The sequence below is a fragment of the Chromohalobacter sp. 11-W genome, from assembly GCF_029889905.1.
Lineage (GTDB): Bacteria > Pseudomonadota > Gammaproteobacteria > Pseudomonadales > Halomonadaceae > Chromohalobacter.
In genome coordinates this window covers 34,963-57,125 of the sequence record NZ_JARANZ010000003.1, presented here as the reverse complement: position 1 = coordinate 57,125, position 22,163 = coordinate 34,963, and the positions used below count along the sequence as shown (strand labels likewise).

21 protein-coding genes and 1 other RNA gene are annotated in these 22,163 nt (G+C 61.1%); 14 read left to right on the top strand and 8 right to left on the bottom strand.

Annotated elements, in window-relative coordinates; translation table 11 throughout:
* Positions 1–232: 232 nt before the first annotated feature.
* On the top strand, positions 233–1,093 hold the full coding sequence (locus OP494_RS05285) for a glycine betaine ABC transporter substrate-binding protein (RefSeq protein WP_280539680.1): 861 nt from the start codon (positions 233–235) through the stop codon (positions 1,091–1,093).
* Between the two features lie 79 nt (positions 1,094–1,172).
* On the opposite strand, the gene ssrA is transcribed toward OP494_RS05285, so the two are convergent.
* Both ssrA and smpB read right to left on the bottom strand, forming a co-directional pair.
* Positions 1,173–1,552, bottom strand: a transfer-messenger RNA (tmRNA) gene (ssrA, locus tag OP494_RS05280).
* 123 nt (positions 1,553–1,675) lie between these two features.
* A complete protein-coding gene (smpB, locus tag OP494_RS05275) occupies positions 1,676–2,149 on the bottom strand; it encodes an SsrA-binding protein SmpB (RefSeq protein ID WP_280539679.1) in 474 nt (157 codons plus the stop codon).
* A 137-nt stretch (positions 2,150–2,286) separates the two neighbouring features.
* On the opposite strand from smpB, the gene OP494_RS05270 reads away from it, so the two are divergent.
* The gene (locus OP494_RS05270) at positions 2,287–2,727 is read left to right on the top strand and encodes a type II toxin-antitoxin system RatA family toxin (protein WP_280539678.1); all 441 of its coding nucleotides are present in this window, start codon (positions 2,287–2,289) and stop codon (positions 2,725–2,727) included.
* Complete coding sequence (locus OP494_RS05265) at positions 2,714–3,031, top strand: RnfH family protein (RefSeq protein ID WP_280539677.1); 318 nt, start codon at positions 2,714–2,716, stop codon at positions 3,029–3,031. Before OP494_RS05270 ends, OP494_RS05265 begins: the two co-directional genes overlap by 14 nt.
* A gap of 16 nt (positions 3,032–3,047) precedes the next feature.
* Here OP494_RS05265 and OP494_RS05260 read toward each other — a convergent pair whose 3' ends face one another.
* On the bottom strand, positions 3,048–3,479 hold the full coding sequence (locus tag OP494_RS05260; RefSeq protein WP_280539676.1) for an outer membrane protein assembly factor BamE: 432 nt from the start codon (positions 3,477–3,479) through the stop codon (positions 3,048–3,050).
* Between the two features lie 78 nt (positions 3,480–3,557).
* On the opposite strand from OP494_RS05260, the gene fur reads away from it, so the two are divergent.
* A complete protein-coding gene (fur, locus tag OP494_RS05255) occupies positions 3,558–4,010 on the top strand; it encodes a ferric iron uptake transcriptional regulator (RefSeq protein WP_040239960.1) in 453 nt (150 codons plus the stop codon).
* A gap of 107 nt (positions 4,011–4,117) precedes the next feature.
* Here the strand turns inward: fur and recN are convergent, their stop codons facing one another.
* Entirely contained in the window at positions 4,118–5,791 is a 1,674-nt protein-coding gene (recN, locus tag OP494_RS05250) for a DNA repair protein RecN (RefSeq protein WP_280539675.1), read from the bottom strand.
* A 185-nt stretch (positions 5,792–5,976) separates the two neighbouring features.
* On the opposite strand from recN, the gene grpE reads away from it, so the two are divergent.
* The 4 genes from grpE (at position 5,977) to OP494_RS05230 (ending at position 11,032) form a co-directional block, all read left to right on the top strand.
* The gene (gene grpE, locus OP494_RS05245; protein ID WP_280539673.1) at positions 5,977–6,609 is read left to right on the top strand and encodes a nucleotide exchange factor GrpE; all 633 of its coding nucleotides are present in this window, start codon (positions 5,977–5,979) and stop codon (positions 6,607–6,609) included.
* Between the two features lie 130 nt (positions 6,610–6,739).
* A complete protein-coding gene (gene dnaK / locus OP494_RS05240; RefSeq protein ID WP_280539672.1) occupies positions 6,740–8,674 on the top strand; it encodes a molecular chaperone DnaK in 1,935 nt (644 codons plus the stop codon).
* A gap of 90 nt (positions 8,675–8,764) precedes the next feature.
* The gene (dnaJ, locus tag OP494_RS05235) at positions 8,765–9,901 is read left to right on the top strand and encodes a molecular chaperone DnaJ (protein ID WP_280539671.1); all 1,137 of its coding nucleotides are present in this window, start codon (positions 8,765–8,767) and stop codon (positions 9,899–9,901) included.
* A 234-nt stretch (positions 9,902–10,135) separates the two neighbouring features.
* On the top strand, positions 10,136–11,032 hold the full coding sequence (locus OP494_RS05230; RefSeq protein ID WP_280539670.1) for a DMT family transporter: 897 nt from the start codon (positions 10,136–10,138) through the stop codon (positions 11,030–11,032).
* Here OP494_RS05230 and OP494_RS05225 read toward each other — a convergent pair.
* From OP494_RS05225 to OP494_RS05215, 3 genes are read right to left on the bottom strand one after another with little or no spacing between them, the layout of a single operon-like run.
* Positions 11,010–11,759 carry an ABC transporter ATP-binding protein gene (locus tag OP494_RS05225; RefSeq protein WP_280539669.1) on the bottom strand — a complete coding sequence of 250 codons (750 nt, stop codon included), beginning with the start codon at positions 11,757–11,759 and terminating at the stop codon, positions 11,010–11,012. The two genes, OP494_RS05230 and OP494_RS05225, sit on opposite strands and share 23 nt — an antisense overlap.
* A complete protein-coding gene (locus OP494_RS05220) occupies positions 11,753–12,823 on the bottom strand; it encodes an iron ABC transporter permease (RefSeq protein ID WP_280539668.1) in 1,071 nt (356 codons plus the stop codon). Before OP494_RS05220 ends, OP494_RS05225 begins: the two co-directional genes overlap by 7 nt.
* Entirely contained in the window at positions 12,813–13,940 is a 1,128-nt protein-coding gene (locus OP494_RS05215; RefSeq protein WP_280539666.1) for an ABC transporter substrate-binding protein, read from the bottom strand. The genes OP494_RS05220 and OP494_RS05215 overlap by 11 nt, the downstream gene beginning before the upstream one ends.
* A 273-nt stretch (positions 13,941–14,213) precedes the next feature.
* Here OP494_RS05215 and OP494_RS05210 point away from each other — a divergent pair, with 273 nt between their 5' ends.
* The 5 genes from OP494_RS05210 to greA all read left to right on the top strand — a co-directional run bounded on the left by OP494_RS05210 (position 14,214) and on the right by greA (position 20,600).
* Entirely contained in the window at positions 14,214–14,504 is a 291-nt protein-coding gene (locus tag OP494_RS05210) for a DUF2218 domain-containing protein (protein ID WP_280539664.1), read from the top strand.
* Between the two features lie 121 nt (positions 14,505–14,625).
* On the top strand, positions 14,626–15,435 hold the full coding sequence (gene dapB / locus OP494_RS05205; RefSeq protein WP_280539662.1) for a 4-hydroxy-tetrahydrodipicolinate reductase: 810 nt from the start codon (positions 14,626–14,628) through the stop codon (positions 15,433–15,435).
* Positions 15,436–15,678: 243 nt separating this feature from the next.
* Positions 15,679–16,824, top strand: a complete 1,146-nt coding sequence (gene carA, locus OP494_RS05200) for a glutamine-hydrolyzing carbamoyl-phosphate synthase small subunit (protein WP_280539660.1) — start codon at positions 15,679–15,681, stop codon at positions 16,822–16,824.
* A gap of 72 nt (positions 16,825–16,896) precedes the next feature.
* Positions 16,897–20,127 (top strand): carbamoyl-phosphate synthase large subunit, encoded by a 3,231-nt coding sequence (gene carB / locus OP494_RS05195; RefSeq protein ID WP_280539659.1) that lies wholly within the window; start codon positions 16,897–16,899, stop codon positions 20,125–20,127.
* A complete protein-coding gene (gene greA, locus OP494_RS05190; RefSeq protein ID WP_040239937.1) occupies positions 20,124–20,600 on the top strand; it encodes a transcription elongation factor GreA in 477 nt (158 codons plus the stop codon). Before carB ends, greA begins: the two co-directional genes overlap by 4 nt.
* Before the next feature lie 279 nt (positions 20,601–20,879).
* Here the strand turns inward: greA and yhbY are convergent, their stop codons facing one another.
* Positions 20,880–21,206, bottom strand: a complete 327-nt coding sequence (yhbY, locus tag OP494_RS05185; protein WP_097021324.1) for a ribosome assembly RNA-binding protein YhbY — start codon at positions 21,204–21,206, stop codon at positions 20,880–20,882.
* A gap of 260 nt (positions 21,207–21,466) precedes the next feature.
* On the opposite strand from yhbY, the gene rlmE reads away from it, so the two are divergent.
* The gene (rlmE, locus tag OP494_RS05180; protein ID WP_280539658.1) at positions 21,467–22,099 is read left to right on the top strand and encodes a 23S rRNA (uridine(2552)-2'-O)-methyltransferase RlmE; all 633 of its coding nucleotides are present in this window, start codon (positions 21,467–21,469) and stop codon (positions 22,097–22,099) included.
* The last annotated feature ends 64 nt before the right edge of the window (positions 22,100–22,163 follow it).

The following is a 22,163-nucleotide window of genomic DNA, read 5'->3' as shown; positions in this document are numbered from 1 at the left end:
CGATGGACGCAACGTTTCGACGGTTAGGCGTCCCGAAAGGAATCTAACCTACCACTAGCATGATGATAACGGCTTCGTGCTTTTTTGTACCATACTTGTACGGATCTGTGCTGCCTAACAATTTAGCATCCATGGCCTGTTGATGTTGCCTCATGCATGGCGGTGCCTCGAGTTGCATCGGATATCTCTTCTCGGCATGCTTAACGGTACACTTCCAATAAAGGCATTTCCCATGACTCAGCCATCGATGCGTCTCGCCGGTCTGGCCTTGATTGCCGGTGCTGGCTTGGCGGCCACGACTGCGCAGGCCCAAGACAAAGGCACCATTAATCTCGCGTATGTCGAGTGGTCTTCTACGGTTGCCTCCACCAATGTGATGCGCGCCGTCCTCGAGCAAGCCGGTTACGAGGTCGAGATGTCCTCGCTGTCCGCCGCTGCCATGTGGCAGTCCGTGGCGACCGGAGACACCGATGCTTTACTGGCCGGGTGGCTTCCGACCACGCATGAGGATTACTACGCTCAACTTCAGGACCAACTGGTCGATACGGGCGTCAACCTGGACGGTACCAAACTGGGTCTCGTGGTTCCGGCCTATAGTGAGGTCGATTCGATTGCAGATCTTAATGAGCATGCCGACGACTTCGACAACAAGCTCACCGGTATCGACCCGGGCGCCGGGATTATGCGTCTCACCGACAAGGTCATCGAGGAATACGACCTTGATCTGAGTCTGCAGAGCGGAAGCGGCGCCACCATGACGGCAGCACTGAAGAGTGCCATCGCTAACGATGAAGATATCGCCGTGACCGGCTGGACACCGCACTGGATGTTCGCGCGCTGGGACCTCAAATACCTGGACGATCCCAAGAACGTCTATGGCGGCGCCGAGCAGATCCATACCATCGCTCGCCAAGGTCTCAAGGAAGACATGCCCGAGGCCTATGCCATCCTGGATGCCTTCGAGTGGACCGCCGAAGACATGGGCGAAGTCATGCTGATGAACCAGGAAGAAGACTCCGACCCCTACGAAAACGCCAAGCAGTGGGTGGAGGACCATCAGGACATGGTCCAGGAGTGGCTACCAGACGCGTAAGCCCCTCGGCTACGCCCAGGGTCAAGCGGCCCTGGCAACGAAAAAAGCCAACCCCTCGGGGGTTGGCTTTTTCGGTGTTTGGTGGAGGCGGGGGGAATTGAACCCCCGTCCGCCGGCACTCACCCATCGGCTCTACATGCTTAGGTCCGTCTTTTAATTTAGCACCTCTGGCTCCGACGAGCAGGATCCAGAGACGCGATTCCTCTAAGTTTTAGCGGCTGACGCGAGGACAAAGCCAGCCGCGATCCCATCAGTCTGAGCTCGTATCCCATCGGTGATGAATGGGCACATCACCTCCGGGCCGGACTAGAAGCTAGCAGTTGTTACGCTGCCAGCGCGCCCTGAGCGTAGTTGTCGTCGTTTGCGACTATTTAGTCGTAACGTTTGATTTACGAGATACGTTACGCTCTCGGCATGCACCTCAGGGATTGTCACCGGCGTCGAAGCCATGTCGCCCCCGTAAGCGTTTCTACAGTATAACAGGTTGGGATGCCCCGGGGCTAGTTCAACCCCGTCGCCACGGCTTTTCGTGGCCAGACGTCTCTTTACCGACGCGTCTTTCTCGATGCGCCCTCGCCGCGTTCAGTGGGCGCGCATGATACGGGCCTTCTCGCGATTCCAGTCACGAGCCTTTTCGGTGGCGCGCTTGTCATGCATCTTCTTGCCGCGCACTAGCGCGAGCTCGCATTTGACGAGGTTCTTCTTCCAGTACAATTTTAGCGGCACGCACGTATGCCCCTTGTCCTGGGTGCGCGAGAAGATCCTGGCGATCTCCTTGCGATGCAGCAGCAGCTTGCGCGTACGCGACGGATCCGCCACGACATGCGTGCTCACGGTGTTGAGCGGGGTGATATGACTGCCCAACAGCCATGCCTCGCCATTCTTGATCAGGATGTAGGTATCGGTGAGCTGCGCCTTACCGGCACGTAGGCTCTTGATTTCCCATCCGGCCAGCGACAGGCCAGCCTCGAAGGTCTCGTCGATATGATATTCGAAGCGCGCCTTTTTGTTTTGCGCGATGGTGCTCGAGCCGATATTGCCCTTTTTCTTGGCCATGGAACCTCTACATTACTATGCACTATGCGCCTAATCCGCTAGCCCCAAGACATGGGGGAAGGCGTGATATCATTCAAGGCCTTGATGTTAACCTTCCATCATACGCGCACGGCGCAACAAAGTCAGCGGAGTGATGAATGCCTACGGTCAACCGGTCTGCCTTGGTAAGACATTCATGCAAGGCGATGTTCGATCTGGTCAACGATTTCGAGAGTTACCCTGAGTTCTTGCCGGGGTGCCGTCATGCACGGGTCATCGAGCACGAAGAGGGGCGCTATCTGATAGGTGAGATGACGTTGGGTAAAGGGAGCGTGGAACAGACGCTGGCCACGCGTAACGACCTCTATCCCTATGAGCGCATTGAGCTGTCCTTGGCCGAGGGGCCTTTCAAACGTCTCAATGGTCGTTGGCTTTTCACGCCGATGGGCGAGTCGGCCTGTCGGGTGAGCCTGGAAATGGAGTTCGAGTTTTCCAATCGCCTTTTGGGAATGGCGTTTGGCAAGCTGTTTCAGCAAGTGGCTGGCCAGTTGGTTGACGCGTTCACGCGTCGTGCGGATGCGCTTTATGGCCCACAGTGACATCGAGCAAACGCACATCAACGTTGAGGTCGCCTTCGCGGAGCCTCATCGTCAGCGTGTCGTCGCGCTCACGGTGCCATCGGGTACGTCGGCGCGCGACGTGGTCGCGATGGCCGACTTGCCGAGCCTGTTTCCGGAGCACGGGACTGACTTCTTCAGTCATGCGCCACTGGGAGTTTATGGGCAGGTATTGCGCGAGCCGGACCGACATACGCTAGTAGAAGGGGATCGTGTCGAGATCTATCGCCCATTGGCGGTCGACCCCAAGCAAGCGCGTTTGGCGCGAGCTCGGGGGAACGACTGAGCAAGGCGCGACGTGTCTACTCTTCCGGTGCGTAGCTGGGTCCCGCTGCAGGGGAGCCGTCGCCTGATCCAGTACCTTCCACCGCCGGGCCGGGGCCGCTTTGCGTCGAGAGTTCGACATTGTCCTCAATGTTGCCCTCACGCTCGATGTCGGTCAGCTTGTCGTTCTGGAAGGTCAGCGTCACGCGCTTTTCTTCCACATCGGCATAGGCCTCGTCGAGATAAAAGACGTAGTCCCAGCGATTTTCATCGAACGGGCCTTGCAGCAAGGGGCTGCCCATTACATAGCGTACCTGCTCCTTGGTCATGCCAGTCTCGAGTTGCGAGACCATGTCCTTGGTGATGAGATTGCCCTGCGCCAGGTCGCGTTTGTAAACGCCGACGTAGCTGCACCCGCTGACGAGTGCCAGGGCGACGGAAAAGGTGACTGTTTTAATCAAGTTTTGCATTTGCGCCTATCATTCACTATCGTTGCCTGGATTGATCATACCTGACCTACCACGATACTGCGAAGAGCAACCGCAACCATGGCCGATCAGAACCATGAACTGCGCAAGGCGGGGCTAAAAGTCACCTTGCCGCGTGTCAAGATCCTGCAAATTCTCGAAAGTACGCAGGACCAACACCATCTGAGCGCCGAAGATGTCTACAAAGCTCTGCTCGACGCCGGTGACGATGTCGGTCTAGCAACCGTGTATCGTGTCTTGACCCAGTTCGAGACGGCGGGGCTGGTGATTCGTCACAATTTCGATGGCGGGCATGCCGTGTTCGAATTGTCGCAGGAAGAGCACCATGATCATATGGTGTGCTTGGAAAGCGGCGAGATTATCGAATTCTTTGATGACACTATCGAGCGTCGTCAACGCGAGATTGCCGAGGAGCACGGCTTCGAGCTCGTCGATCACGCTCTGGTGTTGTATGTACGCCCCAAGGGTTCTAGCGTGACGCGTCAAGAAGGCTCTGGGCCTGGCAAGAAGTAGCCTGAGCAATTAGCGTACACCGATGACGAAACCGGCCTTCATGGCCGGTTTCGTCGTTTCGTACCCCTCGTCGTCAAGGACGGCTATAAAGCTGGAGCCAGGTTAGCTCAATGCTGGGCGTATTGGCTGGCATCGAGCATTTCGCGAGCGTGCGCCAGTGTACGATCGGATAGTTTGACGCCACCAAGCATGCGGGCCAGTTCGCGTACGCGCCCGGCGTCGTCGAGCAGTGCCATGTGTGTCAGGGTCGTGTCGTGTTCGGCACGCTTTTCGATATGCAGATGATGGTGTGCCTGGGCTGCGACTTGCGGCAGGTGCGTCACGGTCAAGATTTGCCCCTGTGACCCGAGGCGCCGCAGTAGCTGGCCGACGATTTCCGCGATGGCGCCGGAAACGCCGACATCGACTTCGTCGAAGACCATGCTGGGGACGCTGCTATGCTGCGCGGCAACGACTTGGATCGCCAGGCTGATGCGCGACAGCTCGCCGCCCGAGGCAACCTTGCTCAGTGGGCGTGACGGCTGGCCGGGGTTGGCGCTGATCATGAAGCGTACCTGGTCGAGCCCTTCGGCCTGGGGCGTCTCGCGCGGTGCAATGGCAACCTCGAAGGTCGCTTTGCCCAATCCCAGGAAGGCCAGTTGCGCCTGAACGGCTTCGCCGAAGTCGCGCGCCGCTTCGAGGCGTGCCTCGCCGATCGCCCGTGCCTGCTGCCTGTAGGTGTCGCGGGCCTGCTCCACTTCCTCGGCGAGTGCCTCCAGGTCATGTTCCCCACCTTCGAGACTCGCCAGTTCGTCGCTCAGGCGCTGATGCAGGTCGCGCAGTTCTTCGGGCATGACATGATGCTTACGTGCGATGCGATGCACTTCGCCGAGGCGGGCATCGACTTCCGTCAGGCGTTGGGGATCGAGCTCGGTGGTGTCGACGAAGCGATGTAGTTCGCGTGCTGCTTCCTCGATCTGGATCTGCGCTTCGCCCAGCATGGCCAGGGCGTCTGCAAGCTGGCGTTGGGTCTTTTCAGGGGCGTTCCCCAGGCGGGCGTTGGCGTGATGCAGTAATGACAGCGCGCCGTGCTCGTCTTGGTCGCAGCAGTCGGCGGCGAACTGCGCGTCACCCAGGACTTCCTCAAGATTGGCCAGTTGGGTCTGCTCGTCCTCCAGCGTCTCCAGTTCGCCTTCGGCGAGCGCCAGTTGATCCAGCTCCTCGACCTGGTAACGCAGTAGCTGACGCCGTGCCTGCACTTCATCGCCACTCTCTTGCAGATCGCGCAATCGACGGCGGCGTGCGCGCCAATGATGAAAGTGCTCGCCGAGGGTCGCGACGGCCTCGGTCTGGCCGGCATAGGTGTCGAGCAGGCGCAGATGAGTTTCTTCGCGCAAGAGTGCTTGATGGGCGTGTTGGCTATGGACCTCGATGAGGCGCTCGCCGAGCGCTCTCAGGTCGCTCACCGTGACCGGTTGGCCGTTGATCCAGGCCTTGGAGCGCCCAGAGGCGGTGACGACACGCCGTAGCAAGCATTCGTCTTGTGGTAGTTCGCGCTCGGCGAGCCAGGCGCGGGCCTCGGCGAGCCGGGCGATATCGAAGCGCGCACTGATATCTGCGCGTTCGCAGCCGTGGCGCACGCTGCCCACGTCGGCGCGCTCTCCCAGGCATAACCCCAAAGCGCCAAGCATGATCGATTTGCCGGCGCCGGTTTCACCGGTGATGGCTGTCATACCGTCGTGCAGATCTAGGTCGAGGCGCTCGACGATGGCGTAGTCGCGAATGGCAAGCTGTATCAGCATGAAAACCTCCGGGCGTCGGAAACGAAGCTGATCTCTGTGTGTTTATACAGTAGTTGGGTGAGGGCTTCAATTGCCAGTCATCGCAAGCGATATGGATGGCTTGAGATCGTTCATCGCATCCCCATATAGGAGGCAATCGCTTATTAGATGCGGCTTCGGGCCGCGCCAGCTGTCAGGAGAAACTCATGGCCAAAGACCCGCAGACCCCGACCGAGGAAGAGCTGGCTCGCGCCGAGCGCGATGCCGAACCCCAACCGGACGATACCACCGGAGACGATGCCGAACTCGAAGGCGTCGTCGAGGATGTCGAGGCCAGCGAAGCCGATGCCGAGGCGCTCGAAAACCCGGAAGCCGACGCGCTGGCTGTGCGTGTCGAAGAGCTGGAGCAAGCCTTGGCGGAGTCCAAGGATCAGGCGGCGCGCGCCGCCGCTGAAGCGCAGAACGTGCGTCGCCGCGCGGAGCAAGATGTCGAGAAGGCACGCAAGTTCGCCTTGGAAAAATTCGTCAAGGAACTGCTGCCGGTAATCGACAGCCTGGAAAAGGCATTGGAGTCGATGCAGGAAGGCGCTAGCGAGGTGCATCGCGAAGGGGTTTCGATGACCCTGAAGCTGCAGCTCGATGTGCTTAACAAGTTCGGCGTGGAAGCCGTCGATCCGCAAGGCGAGCCGTTCGACCCGCAAGTGCATGAAGCCATGACCATGGTGCCCAACCCTGAGGTTGAGCCCAATACCGTGATCGAGGTCATGCAGAAAGGGTATCTGTTGAATGGACGCCTGGTACGTCCGGCGATGGTAGTCGTCAGCCAAGCCGCCAATTGATGTGGCAGGGGATGGATGTGACGCCGACACCCTTGAAAGGTGTTACCCCACCCCCCAAATAGACGAACAACGAGGCGGCAATGCCGCCGACGAACACGAAACAGTCAAGCAACGATTTTGAGGTATTCCAATGGGACGCATCATCGGTATTGATTTGGGGACCACCAACTCCTGTGTTGCCATCCTTGACGGCGGCGACGCGAAGGTGATCGAAAACGCGGAAGGCACACGCACCACGCCCTCCATCATCGCCTACACCGACGATGGTGAGACGCTGGTCGGGCAGGCCGCCAAGCGCCAGGCCGTGACCAACCCGAGTAACACGCTGTACGCGATCAAGCGCTTGATCGGCCGTAAGTTCAAGGACGATGTCGTCCAGAAAGACATCAAGATGGTGCCGTATACCATCACCGAGGCTGACAATGGCGATGCCTGGGTCGAGGTCAAGGGCAGCAAGTTGGCTCCGCCGCAGGTCAGTGCGGAAGTACTGAAGAAGATGAAGAAGACCGCCGAGGACTATCTCGGTGAAGAAGTCACCGATGCGGTGATCACCGTGCCGGCATACTTCAACGACAGCCAGCGTCAGGCCACCAAGGATGCCGGTCGCATCGCCGGTCTCGAGGTCAAGCGCATCATCAACGAGCCGACCGCGGCGGCGTTGGCCTATGGCATGGACAAGGCGCGTGGCGACAAGACCATCGCGGTCTATGACCTGGGCGGCGGTACTTTCGATATCTCCATCATCGAAGTGGCCGATGTCGATGGCGAGACTCAGTTCGAGGTGCTGGCCACCAACGGCGACACCTTCCTGGGCGGCGAAGACTTCGACCTCAAGCTGATCGACTACCTCGTGCAGCAGTTCAAGAGCGATTCCGGTATCGACCTGTCCGGCGACAGCCTCGCCATGCAGCGTCTCAAGGAAGCCGCCGAGAAGGCCAAGATCGAGCTGTCCGCGGCTCAGCAGACCGAGGTCAATCTGCCGTACATCACGGCGGACAATACCGGACCCAAGCACCTCAACGTCAAGATTACCCGCGCCAAGCTCGAGTCACTGGTCGAAGAGCTGGTCAAGCAGTCACTGGGGCCGTGCAAGACCGCGTTGAGCGACGCCGGCCTGTCCGCGTCCGAGATCGACGATGTGATTCTGGTCGGCGGCCAGACGCGCATGCCGCTGGTGCAGTCCAAGGTCGCTGAGTTCTTCGGCAAGGACGCTCGCAAGGACGTCAATCCGGATGAAGCCGTGGCCGTAGGCGCGGCAATTCAGGGCGGCGTACTGGGCGGCGACGTCAAGGACGTGCTACTGCTCGACGTCACGCCGCTGACCTTGGGTATCGAAACCCTGGGTGGCGTCATGACGCCGCTGATAGAGAAGAACACCACCATCCCGACCAAGAAGACTCAAACCTTCTCGACTGCGGATGACAACCAGACTGCCGTGACCATTCACGTGCAGCAGGGTGAGCGCAAGCAGTCCAGCGGCAACAAGTCACTGGGTCGTTTCGATCTGGCCGACATTCCGCCGGCGCCGCGTGGCGTGCCGCAGATCGAAGTCGCCTTCGATCTGGACGCCAACGGCATCCTCAACGTGTCCGCCAAGGACAAGGCTACCGGCAAGGAACAGTCCATCGTCATCAAGGCCTCCGGCGGTCTTTCCGACGAAGAGATCGACCAGATGGTCGAGGACGCCGAGGCGCATGAGGCCGAGGACAAGAAGTTCGAGGAACTGGTGCAACTGCGTAACCAGGCCGATGGCATGGTTCATGCCGCGCGCAAGACCCTCGAAGAAGCCGGCGACAAGGTCGAGGCCAGCGAGAAAGAGCAGATCGAGACCGCGATCAGCGAACTCGAGGAAGCCACTAAGGGCGACGACCAGGAGCATATCCAGGCCAAGCTCGACGCGCTGACCGAAGCCTCCGGCAACCTGGCGCAGAAGATGTACGCCGAACAAGGCGACGGAAGCGCCGAGGGTGGCGAGCAGCAAGCCGACGATGGCGCCCAGAAGAAAGAAGACGACGTGGTTGACGCCGAGTACGAGGAAGTCAACGACGACCAGAAAAAGCAGTAACCACGACGTCTGATGCTCGCATGACGGCAGCGCGGGGGATGCTCTCCCGCGTTGCTGTTTGCGCAGCGCCGACACGGAGGCGGACCATCCATGTCCAAGCGTGACTATTACGAAGTATTGGGCATCGAGCGGGGAGCCGATCAGAAAGAGATCAAAAAGGCTTACCGTCGACTCGCCCAGAAGTACCATCCGGATCGCAACCCGGATGATGATACCTCGGCGGAAAAGTTCCGCGAGGTTTCCGAGGCGTATGAAGTCCTCGCCGACGAAGAAAAACGTGCCGCCTATGATCAGTTCGGCCATGCCGGCGTTGACGGTCAGGGAGGCGGTGGCTTCGGTGGCGGCGCCGGTGCAGGTGGATTCAGCGATATCTTCGGCGATGTGTTCGGCGATATCTTCGGGGGCGGCGGTCGTCGCAACCCCAATGCGCCGCAGCGTGGCGCCGATCTGCGCTACAACCTCGAGATCGACCTCGAGGATGCCGTTGCCGGTACCACGGTCGATATACGCGTGCCGCGTCACATCGCATGTGAGCATTGCGATGGCGATGGCGCCGAGCCGGGTTCCAGCAAGGAGACTTGCCCGACCTGTCACGGTCAGGGTCAGGTGCGCATGCAGCAGGGCTTCTTCGCCGTGCAGCAGACCTGCCCGACCTGTCATGGCGCCGGTCAGAGCATCAAGGTGCCGTGCCGCAAGTGTCATGGTGAAGGGCGCGTGCGCGAAACGCGGACCTTGTCGGTGAAGATCCCTGCTGGGGTCGATACCGGCGATCGGATTCGTCTCAACAACGAAGGTGAGTCGGGGCTCAACGGTGGGCCGCCGGGTGACCTTTACGTACAGGCGGCGATCAAGCCGCACCCGATCTTCGAGCGTGACGGTCGCCACCTCTTGTGTGACGTACCGATCAACTTCATCGATGCGACGCTGGGCGGCGAGTTGGAAGTGCCGACCCTGGACGGTCGGGTCAAGCTGAAGATCCCGCCGGAGACGCAAACCGGCAAGATGTTCCGGCTCAAGGGCAAGGGCGTCAAACCGGTTCGCGGTGGCCCACCTGGCGATCTGTTGTGCAAGGTCGTGGTGGAGACGCCGGTCAACTTGAGCGAGGAACAGAAGGACTTGCTGCGTAGCTTCCAGGAAAGCCTGGACGGCAGCAACAGCCATCACTCGCCAAAGAAGTCGAGCTTCTTCGACGGCGTGAAGAAGTTCTTCGAGGACATGAAGCCGTAATACGGCTTTCTTGCCCGAACGATCAAGGCCTCGCGCTCCGTAAGGAGGCGGGGCCTTTTCGTGTCCGGCGTTGGCTCAGCAGGTGCTACATAATCCATCTGAAGATGGGAATCATTCCCGATTCCTGTGTATCATGATGCCTCGCTCGCCGGTGAGCGATCGGGCTACAGCACAATCAAGGGCCCCTGTCTTACTCGAATAAGCGGTTACTCGAATAAAACTCCAAGGATACTCATGGACGATGTCGCGGATCGGCCCCTGGCCGGCATCCTGCTCAGGCTGCTGTCAGGTATTCTCTTCACCGGGATGATGGTGTGCGTCAAGGCGGTGAGTAGCGAGGTGCCGTTGGGGCAGACCGTTTTCTTCCGTTCTCTGTTCGCGCTGCTGCCGATCGTGGCCTTCATGGCATGGCGTCGGCAGTTCCCTGCGGCCCTGGCCACGCGGCGCCCGCTCGGGCACTTGGTGCGCTCGGGGCTGGGGGCGGCGGCCATGTTTGCCTCCTTCGCGGCCGTGGCAAGGCTACCGGTGGCCGAAGCGACGCTGTTGGCACAGCTATCGCCGGTCGCCATGGCGGCGGGTGGTGTACTGTTGCTCGGCGAGCGGTTCTCCCTGCACCGGGCGGCTGCACTGGCGCTGGTGCTTGGCGGGGTGGCGGTGCTGGTGGTGCCGGACCTGCAGGGCCCTCAGGAGGGTGGGCGTGTCCTTGGGTATGTGCTGGGCATCCTGGCGGCCTTGCTGACGGCGGGGGCGTTAATGACCGTGCGGCGTATTTCGCGCACCGAGACGGCGGCCTCCATCGCCTTCTACTTCGTGATGGTCACGACTCTGGCGGGCCTGGCGACACTGCCGCTGGGATGGGTGGCCGTATCGGGAGAGACGCTTGGCTTGCTGGTACTGTCGGGGCTGTTTGGCGGCGCGGCACATATCTGCATGACCTTGGCGCTGCGCTACGCTGAGGTGTCGCGTCTGGCGCCGTTCGAGTATGTGGCGCTGATCTGGCCGGTGCTGGCGGATCTGTGGATATTCGGACTGCCTCTCACCAGCAGCTTTTTGATGGCTCTGCCGCTGGTGTTGGGCGGTGCTGTCCTTGCGGGATTCGAGGGGCGGTTTAAACGGCTGCTTCGACGATGAGCTGGGGGCGCCCCATCGAGCATGGCTCAATACGGGCGTCGACCTGAAAAATGTGGCGCAGCAGTGTCGGGGTCACCACCTGCTCGGTGGTGCCGCAGGCCACCAGTTGGCCGCTTTCAAGCACCATGGCCTGGTCGGTGAAGCGCAGCGCATGGCCTATGTCATGCAGCGAGGCGATGATCAGCATCTCCCGCTCGCGGGCCAGCCGCTGCAGGATTGAGAGCAGGCTGATCTGGCGGTGCAGATCCAGCGCCGAAGTGGGCTCGTCGAGCAGCAGGATCTCTGGGTCCTGCACCAGCGCCTGGGCGGCGCTCACTAACTGCCGTTGGCCCCCGCTGAGGTTGCCGATATCACGCTCACCTAGGGAAGCGATGCTCAACTCACTCAGGGCACGGTCAACCTCACGCAGGTCCTCGGGCTGCACTTTCAGGCTGCGCCCCTGCATGCGTGCCAAAAGCACCGATTCGTAGACCGTCAGCACCGCGCTGGCCCCGGTTTCCTGGGGCATGTAGGCCACCGGGCGTTCGCTGGTGGCCCCCTCGATACGGACCTCGCCATCGCCCTTGAGCAGCCCGAGGATACGCCGGAAGAGGGTCGATTTGCCGGCAGCATTGGGGCCTAGCAGGGATACGATCTGGCCGCCGGCGAAAGCTGGCGTGGTGACCTCTGAAAGGATCTGGCGCCGGCCGTAGTGGGCCGAAAGGTGGTCGAGCGTAAGCGTTACCATGAAGCCTTCTTGTGGCTGAGCACGAGGAACAGGAAGAATGGAATGCCCACCAGTGAGGTGATGATGCCAATGGGGATGATAGTGCCGGGCAGGATGATCTTCGATAGCACTGAACCCACGGAGAGGATCAGGGCGCCGCAGAGCGCCGAGCCAGGCAGGAAGAAGCGCTGATCTTCCCCGAGTAGCAAGCGGGCGATATGCGGCCCCACCAGGCCGATGAAACCGATGGTGCCGACGAAAGCCACCGAGATGGCGGCCAGCAGCGAGACCAGCACCAGCACCTCTAGACGTAGCGCACGGGGGTTGACGCCCAGGCTCTCGGCCTTGGCGTCGCCCAGGCGCATGGCGGTCAGCGCCCAGCCATGGCGCGCCAGCAGGGGCAGGATGAAGGCCAGTACACCGAGGGCGATCCACAACTTGGGCCAGGTTGCCTTGGTCAGGCTGCCCATGGTCCAGAACACCACCGCCGACACCGCCTGCTGGCTGGCGAAAAACTGAATCAAAGCCATCAGTGAGTTGAAGATGAACACCATGGCGATGCCCAGCAGCACGATGGTTTCGATGGTCACCCCGCGGCGCATGCTCAACAGGTGAATGGTGCCGGCGGTCAGCATGGCCATCACGAAGGCGTTGATCGGGATGATGTAATCGACCGCCGCTGGCACCAGCGACACGCCGAAGGCCAGCGCTAGGGCGGCGCCGAAGCTGGCGCCGGCCGAGATACCCAGCGTGAAGGGGCTGGCCAGCGGGTTGCTGAGAATGGTCTGCATCTGGGCACCTGCGATCGACAGGCTGGCACCGACCACCAGCGCCATCAGCGCGACCGGCATACGAATTTCCCATAGGATCACTTTGACCGACGGACTGACGTCATCCGGCGTCAGCAGGGCGGTGATCACTTCCCCCAGTCCATAGCGCGCAGGCCCGAGGGCTAGATCGACGCATAGGCTAAGGCCCAGCGCCAGGGTGAGCCCGGCGAGAATCAATTGGCGGCGCGCTACCAGGGAGCGATAGAAGCCTCCCTGAGACGGGCCGACAGAATCGGTGGCCAACTTAGCGGTCATGGAGCGATACCCAGTAGCCGGGTTGGTAGTCGACCGGCAGGAAGCGCTCGTGCAGCGCCTGCATCGTCGCCTCGGGGTCCAGGTCGTGGAAGAGTGCCGGGTGGAACCATTTGGCCAACCGCTGCACGGCGACGAAGTAGTAGGGGCTGTTGTAGAACTGATGCCAGATGGCGTGGAAATTGCCATTTTCCACGGCCGTGATACCGGTCATGGCGGTGCGTTGGGTAAGGGCCTCGAGCTTCTTGCGGGCCGCCTCCATGTCGGCACCCGGCCCCACGCCGACCCAGTCGCCGCCGGGTACATAGGCATCCCAGTTGCCGCCGGTGACGACTACCTGGTCGGGGTTGGCGGCGATGATCTGCTCGGGGTTCAGGGTGCCGAAGGTATTGGGGATGATATCGGCAGCGATGTTGGTGCCGCCCGCGATTTCGACATACTCGCCGAAGTTGCCCGGCCCGAAGCTCATGCAGCAGTCGTCGGAATAGCCCCCGGCACGATCGATGAAGACCTTGGGGCGCTCGGGGTCGGCGGCGGTGAGCGTTTCGGTAACGCGGGCCATCTGCTTCTCGGAGAAGTCGATGAAGGCCTGTGCCCGGTCTTCCTCGCCCAGCAGGCGGCCCATCAGTCGCATGGAGGGGATGGTGTGCTCTAGAGGTTTTTCACGGAAATCCACGTAGACGATGGGAATGCCGAGCTTGGCGAGCTTGTCGTCATAGGCTGCGTCTTCGGTAGCGGCCCTGGCCTCGAGGTTCATCAGCACCACATCCGGCTGAAGCGAGGCGGCCTGCTCGACGTCGAAGGTGCCGTCCTTGAAGCCACCGAAGGTCGGGATATCGGTCATCTCGGGAAACTTGGCAGCGTAGCTGGCGTAGTTGTCCGGGTCGGCCTGGGAGAAGTCCTTGCGCCAGCCTACTACGTGCGCGAAGGGATCTTCGGGCTCTAGTGCCCCCAATAGATAGATCTGGCGGCCTTCGCCCAGGATTACGCGTTCCACAGGCGCCTCGACGGTGACTTCGCGGCCGGCGATATCGGTGACGGTGATGGGGTCGGCCTGGGCGGCCATGCAGCTAAGGGTTAGGGCTGCGCTGGCGATGGCTTTAAGTAGTGGGGTGGGCATGGGTGGTGTCGGATTGGTTATCTGAGTTGGATACGAGCAAAGACACTAATTAGTGACGCTATTGTTTGCGATTCATTGCTGTTCGCATTTGCTTGCTAGTATGCCTGCATCTCTAGGGCGCGTCGAGCCACGGGCGATGGGGCGTTCTGCCTCGTGAGCGATCGTCTGGAGACGTTGAGTCCCGTGTCGACGAACAGGGCGTTGCCGGTCAGGGGTGAGCGTGGGTGCCATAATGGCATGTCCGTTGGGCGGTCATCCTGCTAGGAGGTATTCATGCCTGTTTCCCACGCCGTCGTTGCGACGACATCCGGTTCGCGTTATATCAATCGCCTGTGCAAACACTGGCAGCACAAGCTGGACGTTTCCCACGATGAGCATCAGGGGCGCGTCACGTTCGATGACGGGGTGTGCCACATGCGCGCCGAGACAGATGCCTTGCATCTTCAACTGACGGCCGAAGATGCGGCGACCCGCGAGCGCCTTGAAGAGGTCGTGACGGTGCATCTCAAACGGATGGCCAGCCGTGAGGAGCTCGATATCGTCTGGCAGCCTGGCGTGGCTTGATGCCGGCGTGGCCTCGTCCACGATCACGTCATATTCATGAGTGGCGGTGTGCGTGACGGGAATGCGGGACGGTTTGGTATACTCCCCGTCATTCATCGACACGTAATCGTAAGGAGTCCACATGACGCGTATCGCCATCGTCGGCGTCGCCGGGCGCATGGGCCGCACCCTGGTCAACGCCGTACAGCAGGATCCCGAGGCTAGTTTGGCGGGCGGTATCGTCGAGCCCGGCAGCTCATTGGTCGGTGCCGATCTTGGCGAGCTCGCCGGTGCCGGGCGCCTGGGCGTGAATGCTACGGACGATCCGGCTGCCATCGTCGACGCCTTCGATGTGCTGATCGACTTCACCACGCCTCGGGTCACGTTGGCGAATCTGGCGTTTTGCGCTGAGCACGGCAAGGCCATCGTGATCGGCACCACGGGCCTCTCCGATGATGAGCTCGCCGAGCTCGACGGTTATCGCGACCGCGTTCCCATGGTGTTCGCACCCAACATGAGCGTCGGCGTCAACCTCACCCTCAAGCTGCTGGAAACCGCTGCTCGGGCGCTGGGGGACGAGGGTTACGATATCGAAGTGAGCGAGGCGCACCATCGCCACAAGGTCGATGCGCCTTCCGGCACGGCGCTGAAGATGGGCGAGGTCGTTGCCAAGGCTCTGGATCGCGACCTCAAGGAAGATGGCGTCTTCGAGCGTGTGGGGCAGTGTGGCCCGCGCGGCGACAAGGAGATCGGTTTTGCCACCGTGCGTGCCGGCGATATTGTCGGCGAGCATACCGTGATGTTCGCCACCGAGGGCGAGCGCATCGAGATTACGCACAAGGCGTCTAGCCGCATGACCTTCGCCAAGGGCGCGGTGCGCGCGGCGCGCTGGGTCGCCTCTCGCGACAGTGGTCGCTACGATATGCAGGACGTGCTAGGCCTTAAGGGCTAGTCTGCGATCTGCAAATCGCGTATCATCGAGCCAATTTGGCCAAGCAAATGCATTGGTGGCCACAGGGATCCGAGCGAATGACAATAAGGCGGGATGAAACCGGGCTTCTTTCAGGTTTCGTCCCGCTTTTTTACGACCCGCGAGCAGCGGTCGTCGATACTCTCAGTGCTCCTTGAATACGAGGGGCCCGGCGACTCGCCGGCCCTGGCTCAGACTCGCGCATGACAAGGGGAGGACGTTGCGTTGATCAGACCCGCGATATTGGCCTTGGAAGACGGCAGTGTATTTCATGGCAGTGCCATCGGCGCCGATGGGCAAACGAGTGGTGAAGTGGTTTTCAATACAGCCATGACTGGCTATCAGGAAATCCTTACCGACCCCTCCTACACGCGACAAATCGTTACCCTCACCTATCCTCATATCGGCAATACCGGCGTCAACGCCGAGGACATCGAGTCCGCCGCCATCGCTGCGGCCGGTCTGGTGATCCGTGACTTGCCTCTCATGGCCAGCAATTTTCGTAGCGAGGCGAGCCTCGACGAGTATCTCACGCGTGGCAACGTGCTGGGCATCGCCGATATCGATACGCGGCGTCTGACGCGGCTTTTGCGCGACAAGGGCGCGCAGAACGGCGCGATCCTGGCGGGCAGCGAGGCCGAGGGCGAGGATGCCGTCGAGCGGGCCTTGGCTGCGGCGCGCGGCTTTCCCGGCCTCAAAGGCATGGATCTCGCCAAGGAAGTGAGTTGTCGCGACACTTACGAATGGAGCGAAGGAGAGTGGGCGCTGGGCAGCGGCTATGCCGATGCGTCCCAGGCCGAGCGTCCGTTTCATGTGGTGGCGTATGATTACGGGGCGAAGTTCAACATTCTGCGCATGCTGGCCTCGCGCGGATGCCGCCTGACGGTAGTGCCGGCACAGACCCCGGCCGCCGAGGTGCTGGCGATGAACCCTGATGGTGTCTTCCTGGCCAATGGGCCTGGCGATCCGGAGCCTTGCGATTACGCCATTACAGCGATCCGCGAGGTTATCGACGCCGGGTTGCCGCTGTTCGGCATCTGCCTGGGGCACCAGCTGCTAGGGTTGGCCTCCGGGGCGCGCACGGTGAAGATGAACAATGGCCATCATGGTGCCAACCATCCGGTCGAGGATCTCGATACCGGTCGAGTGATGATCACCAGCCAGAATCACGGCTTCGCGGTCGACGAAACGAGCCTGCCAGCCAACGTGCGGGCCACGCACCGCTCGCTGTTCGATGGCACGCTGCAAGGCATCGAGCGTACCGATTGCCCGGCGTTCAGCTTTCAGGGGCATCCCGAGGCCAGTCCGGGCCCGCGCGATGTGGCGCCGCTATTCGATCGCTTCATCGCCTTGATGCAAGCGCGTCGCTAGGTCCCTGCCTCCGCGCGGCGGAGGCGCTTTCACGTTGAGCCGTCGTCAGTCACCAAGTTAGCGGGAATCGTCATGCCGAAACGTACCGACATCCAAAGCATTCTGATCATCGGCGCCGGGCCCATCGTCATTGGCCAGGCGTGCGAATTCGATTATTCCGGCGCCCAGGCCTGCAAAGCACTGCGCGAGGAGGGCTACCGGGTCATCCTGGTCAACTCCAATCCGGCCACCATCATGACCGACCCGGTGATGGCGGATGCGACCTACATCGAGCCGATCACCTGGCAGGCGGTCGCCCAGATCATCGAGAAGGAGCGCCCCGATGCTGTCCTGCCGACCATGGGCGGGCAGACCGCGCTCAACTGTGCGCTGGATCTTGATAAGCATGGTGTGCTGACGCAATACGGCGTGGAAATGATCGGCGCCAATGCCGATGCCATCAACAAGGCCGAAGATCGCGACCTGTTCGACAAAGCCATGAAGAACATCGGCCTGGAATGCCCCAAGGCCAAGGTCGCCCATCGCATGAGCGAGGCGTGGGAGATCCAGGGCGAGCTGGGCTTCCCGGTGATCATTCGGCCGTCTTATACCATGGGTGGCTCCGGCGGTGGGGTGGCCTATAACAAGGAAGAGTTCGAGGAAATCTGCACCCGGGGGTTCGAGCTTTCCAACAACCATGAGCTGCTGATCGACGAGTCGCTGCTGGGCTGGAAGGAATACGAGATGGAGGTCGTGCGCGACAAGCACGACAACTGCATCATCGTGTGTGCCATCGAGAACTTCGATCCCATGGGCGTGCATACCGGGGACTCCATCACCGTCGCACCGGCGCAGACGCTGACCGACAAGGAATATCAGGTCATGCGCGACGCCTCCTTGGCGGTGTTGCGTGAGATCGGGGTCGAGACCGGCGGTTCCAACGTGCAGTTCGGCGTCGATCCGGACACCGGCCGCGTGGTGGTCATCGAGATGAACCCGCGCGTCAGCCGCTCCTCGGCGCTGGCCTCCAAGGCGACCGGCTTCCCGATTGCCAAGATCGCCGCCAAGCTGGCGGTGGGCTACACGCTCGATGAGCTGCAGAACGACATCACCGGTGGCAAGACACCGGCTTCGTTCGAGCCGTCCATCGACTACGTCGTGACCAAGATTCCACGCTTCACTTTCGAGAAGTTTCCCCAGGCCAACGACCGTCTGACCACGCAGATGAAGTCGGTGGGCGAGACCATGGCCATCGGGCGGACCTTCCAGGAGTCGCTGCAAAAGGCGCTGCGCGGCATGGAAACCGGCGTCGATGGCCTGGACCCCAAGGTGACCGACTACAACGATGCGGGCATGGCGCTAATCAAGGGCGAGCTGCAGGCCGCCGGCGCCGATCGCATCTTCTTCGTAGCGGATGCGATGCGCGCGGGCATGAGTCTTGATGAGGTCTTCGCGCTAACCAACATCGACCGCTGGTACCTGGTGCAGATCGAGGAACTGGTGCGTCTCGAGCAGCAGCTCGCCAGTCGCTCGCTGAACGAGCTATCGGCGGCGGCACTGTTCCGCCTCAAGCGCAAGGGGTTTGCCGATGCGCGTCTTGCCACGCTGCTTGGGGTCTCCGAGGAAGAATTCCGCAAGACGCGCCAGAAGCACGGCATTCGTCCGGTCTATAAGCGCGTCGACACCTGTGCCGCTGAGTTCGCCTCCGACACGGCCTACATGTACTCCACCTACGAAGAGGAGTGCGAGGCTGAGGTCAGTGATCGTCAGAAAATCATGGTGCTGGGGGGCGGCCCCAACCGCATCGGTCAGGGCATCGAGTTCGACTACTGCTGCGTGCACGCGGCGCTCGCCATGCGCGAGGACGGCTTTGAAACCATCATGGTCAACTGCAACCCGGAAACCGTTTCCACCGATTACGACACGTCCGATCGGCTCTACTTCGAGCCGGTCACGCTGGAGGACGTGCTGGAGATCGCCGACAAGGAAAAGCCCGCCGGTGTGATCGTGCAGTTTGGCGGACAGACGCCGCTCAAGCTGGCGCGCGCGCTGGAGGCGGCCGGCGTGCCGATCATCGGCACCACGCCAGATGCGATCGATCGCGCCGAGGATCGCGAGCGCTTCCAGAAGATGATCGACAAGCTGGGCCTCAAGCAGCCGCCCAACGCCACCGCACGCAGCTTCGAGGATGCCTTCTCCAAGGCCGAGAAGATCGGTTATCCGTTGGTGGTGCGTCCCAGCTACGTGCTGGGAGGTCGCGCCATGGAGATCGTCTATGACGCTTCCGAGCTAGAAAACTATATGACGCATGCGGTCAAGGTTTCCAACGATTCGCCGGTGCTGCTGGATCACTTCCTCAATGCGGCCATTGAGATCGATATCGACGCGGTCAGCGACGGCGAGCAGGTGGTCATCGGCGGCATCATGCAGCATATCGAGCAGGCCGGTGTGCACTCTGGCGACTCGGCGTGCTCGTTGCCTCCGTATTCGCTGCCGCCAGAGGTGCAGGACGAGATGCGCGACCAGGTCAAGCGCATGGCGCTGGAGCTCAACGTGGTCGGGCTGATGAACGTGCAGCTCGCCTGGCAGGATGGCGAGATCTACGTCATAGAGGTCAACCCGCGTGCGTCGCGCACGGTGCCTTTCGTCTCCAAGTGCATCGGTACCTCGCTGGCCCAGGTCGCGGCGCGCTGCATGGCCGGCAAGACCCTCGCCGAGCAGGATTTCACTCGCGAACGCTTGCCGGGCTATTACAGCGTCAAGGAAGCCGTCTTCCCGTTCAACAAGTTCCCGGGCGTCGACCCGATTCTATCGCCGGAGATGAAATCGACCGGCGAGGTGATGGGCAGCGGTGCAACCTTCGCCGAAGCTTTCTACAAGGCGCAGCTCGGCGCCGGCGAGGCGATTCCGCGCTTGAGCGGTGAACGCCAGGCGTTCCTTTCGGTGCGTGATCCGGACAAGAGTGAGATTACCGAGGTGGCGCAATCTCTGCTAGCATTGGGCTTTAGCCTGATCGCGACCCGTGGCACTGCCATCGCTCTCGAAGCGGCTGGCCTCCCGGTCAAGGTCGTCAATAAGGTCTATGAAGGTCGCCCCCATATCGTCGATATGCTCAAAAACGACGAGGTGGCCTATATCGTAAATACGACCGAAGGCCGCCAGGCGATCAGTGATTCTTCCGTGATCCGCCGTACCGCACTCGCTCGCAAGGTCCCTTATGCCACGACGCTGGCTGGGGCGCGTGCGGTGTGTATGGCGCTTGAGTATGGGAATGCAATTACCGTACGGCGGCTGCAGGAACTGCATGCAGGAGCAAGCACATGAATAAGGTCCCGATGACCGTCGCAGGTGAACAAAGCCTGCGAAAGGAGCTCGAGCACCTCAAGAGCGTGGAGCGTCCCCAGGTGATCAACGCCATTGCCGAGGCGCGTGAACACGGTGATCTCAAGGAGAACGCCGAGTACCATGCTGCACGGGAGCAGCAAGGGTTCATCGAAGGGCGCATTCAGGAAATCGAAGGCAAGCTGTCCGCGTCGCAGGTGATCGACGTCACCAAGTTGCCCAAGACCGGTAAGGTGATCTTCGGCGTGACGGTCGAGTTGATCAACCTCCAGGACGATGAGGAAGTGCGTTACCGGATCGTCGGCGAAGACGAAGCCGACATCAAAGAGGGGCGGATTTCCGTGACATCGCCGATCGCGCGCGCTCTGATCGGCAAGGAAGAGGGCGATACCGTGTTAGTACGCACGCCGGGCGGCGACGTCGAATACGAAATTGCCGGGGTCGAGCACCTGTAACCCGGCTGCGCCGGAAGTTGGAAGCTATTAGCTGAAAGAGCGGCGCTCCGCGCCTGGAAGAAAGATCAAAAGCCAAACCCAAAACAGTACTGTAGTGGTTTGATCTTGGCTTCTCGCGCCTAACGAAAAATGCCAGCGACGATACTTCGTCGCTGGCATTTTTTCGTCCAAGGGGGCATCCGGATTCTCGAAGTTCAAAGTGGGGCTTGCTGTTTCTTCCGACTTCCAGGCGCGAAGCGCCGTTCTTATAACTTCAAGCTCCGGGCATAGCCCGGCCGTTCAGCGCCGTCCGTGGTGGTTCTCGAAGCGCTGGATGTTGGATAGCTTGGGATTGACGCGAGGGTTGCGGCGATAAAGCAGGGCAACCTTGCCGATCGTCTGGACGAGTTCGCTGTGGCTGGCCTCGGTCAATTCGTCGATCACGGTTTGGCGGGCATCGCGATCGCCGATGGCGAGCTTGACCTTGATCAGCTCGTGGTCTTCCAGGGCGCGAGCGAGCTCGGCCAGGACGCCTTCGGTCAGCCCGTTTTCCGAGACCGTCACCACGGGGTTCAAGTGGTGGCCGATGCTGCGAAATGCTTTCTTTTGTGCCTGTGACAAGCTCATGGTATCGTGACTGTTCCGGGTTGGCGGACACTCGGCGTGTTGCCGAGGGCGTTATCTGAATGCGGCCAAGCCGCAGACCGGCGCAACTGCTGTCGGTCGTTCTGGCCTTATGGCCAGCCCTTGAGAAGTGTGGCGCCGAGAAAAGATAGAACGCACCATGTTACGGGGAAAGCGGCGTCTTGGAAAGGCCGTGCCACCCGCTCAGCTAGCCCGCCCCTGCCTTCCGGATGAGTTTAGACCGCTATCGATTTAGGTGACCCGTGGCACGTTCCTCGCATACTAGCAAGAGCTCGGCCTCTTGGCTCAAGGAGCACTTCGACGATCGCTACGTACAGCGCTCGTGGCAAGATGGCTATCGCTCGCGGGCGAGTTACAAGCTACTCGAACTCGATGCCAAGGATGCGCTGCTCAAGCCGGGCATGACCGTTATCGACCTTGGCGCCGCACCAGGCGGATGGAGCCAGATTGCCGCTGACAAGGTCGGGGCCAAGGGCTGTGTGGTGGCGTCGGATCTCCTGGAGATGGATGCGCTGGCCGGGGTGACGTTCGTCCAGGGCGACTTCACCGAAATGGATGTGTTGGAGCGGATTCTTGCCGCCTTGGAAGGGCGCCGTGTCGACCTTGTGATGTCCGACATGGCCCCCAATATGAGTGGTATGGCGGCCATCGATCAGCCCCAGGCGATGTATCTCGTTGAGCTGGCGCTGGATCTGGCGCGCCAAACCTTATCGCCCGGTGGGCGCTTTCTGGCCAAGGTCTTCCAGGGAGAAGGGTTCGATGCATATTTGAAAGAGCTGCGTAGCAGCTTTCGCAAGGTGACGACTCGCAAGCCGGAGGCCTCGCGTACCCGTTCACGCGAAGTCTATCTGTTTGCAGAAGGATTCCACGGCTGAGCTTGCGTCCATAGGACTTGCCCTCAGGCGTATCGGCTCGATAGTCATAATGACTTGGTAGTCG

What these genes read in the sequence shown, in the direction of transcription:
- greA (WP_040239937.1), top strand. Translation starts at nt 20,124, where the DNA reads ATGAATAAGGTCCCGATGACCGTCGCAGGTGAACAAAGCCTGCGAAAG.
- recN (WP_280539675.1), bottom strand. Translation starts at nt 5,791, where the DNA reads ATGCTGATACAGCTTGCCATTCGCGACTACGCCATCGTCGAGCGCCTC.
- grpE (WP_280539673.1), top strand. Translation starts at nt 5,977, where the DNA reads ATGGCCAAAGACCCGCAGACCCCGACCGAGGAAGAGCTGGCTCGCGCC.
- OP494_RS05215 (WP_280539666.1), bottom strand. Translation starts at nt 13,940, where the DNA reads ATGCCCACCCCACTACTTAAAGCCATCGCCAGCGCAGCCCTAACCCTT.
- yhbY (WP_097021324.1), bottom strand. Translation starts at nt 21,206, where the DNA reads ATGAGCTTGTCACAGGCACAAAAGAAAGCATTTCGCAGCATCGGCCAC.
- OP494_RS05225 (WP_280539669.1), bottom strand. Translation starts at nt 11,759, where the DNA reads ATGGTAACGCTTACGCTCGACCACCTTTCGGCCCACTACGGCCGGCGC.
- OP494_RS05285 (WP_280539680.1), top strand. Translation starts at nt 233, where the DNA reads ATGACTCAGCCATCGATGCGTCTCGCCGGTCTGGCCTTGATTGCCGGT.
- dnaK (WP_280539672.1), top strand. Translation starts at nt 6,740, where the DNA reads ATGGGACGCATCATCGGTATTGATTTGGGGACCACCAACTCCTGTGTT.
- OP494_RS05230 (WP_280539670.1), top strand. Translation starts at nt 10,136, where the DNA reads ATGGACGATGTCGCGGATCGGCCCCTGGCCGGCATCCTGCTCAGGCTG.
- OP494_RS05220 (WP_280539668.1), bottom strand. Translation starts at nt 12,823, where the DNA reads ATGACCGCTAAGTTGGCCACCGATTCTGTCGGCCCGTCTCAGGGAGGC.
- dapB (WP_280539662.1), top strand. Translation starts at nt 14,626, where the DNA reads ATGACGCGTATCGCCATCGTCGGCGTCGCCGGGCGCATGGGCCGCACC.
- smpB (WP_280539679.1), bottom strand. Translation starts at nt 2,149, where the DNA reads ATGGCCAAGAAAAAGGGCAATATCGGCTCGAGCACCATCGCGCAAAAC.
- OP494_RS05265 (WP_280539677.1), top strand. Translation starts at nt 2,714, where the DNA reads ATGGCCCACAGTGACATCGAGCAAACGCACATCAACGTTGAGGTCGCC.
- fur (WP_040239960.1), top strand. Translation starts at nt 3,558, where the DNA reads ATGGCCGATCAGAACCATGAACTGCGCAAGGCGGGGCTAAAAGTCACC.
- carB (WP_280539659.1), top strand. Translation starts at nt 16,897, where the DNA reads ATGCCGAAACGTACCGACATCCAAAGCATTCTGATCATCGGCGCCGGG.
- dnaJ (WP_280539671.1), top strand. Translation starts at nt 8,765, where the DNA reads ATGTCCAAGCGTGACTATTACGAAGTATTGGGCATCGAGCGGGGAGCC.
- OP494_RS05260 (WP_280539676.1), bottom strand. Translation starts at nt 3,479, where the DNA reads ATGCAAAACTTGATTAAAACAGTCACCTTTTCCGTCGCCCTGGCACTC.
- OP494_RS05270 (WP_280539678.1), top strand. Translation starts at nt 2,287, where the DNA reads ATGCCTACGGTCAACCGGTCTGCCTTGGTAAGACATTCATGCAAGGCG.
- OP494_RS05210 (WP_280539664.1), top strand. Translation starts at nt 14,214, where the DNA reads ATGCCTGTTTCCCACGCCGTCGTTGCGACGACATCCGGTTCGCGTTAT.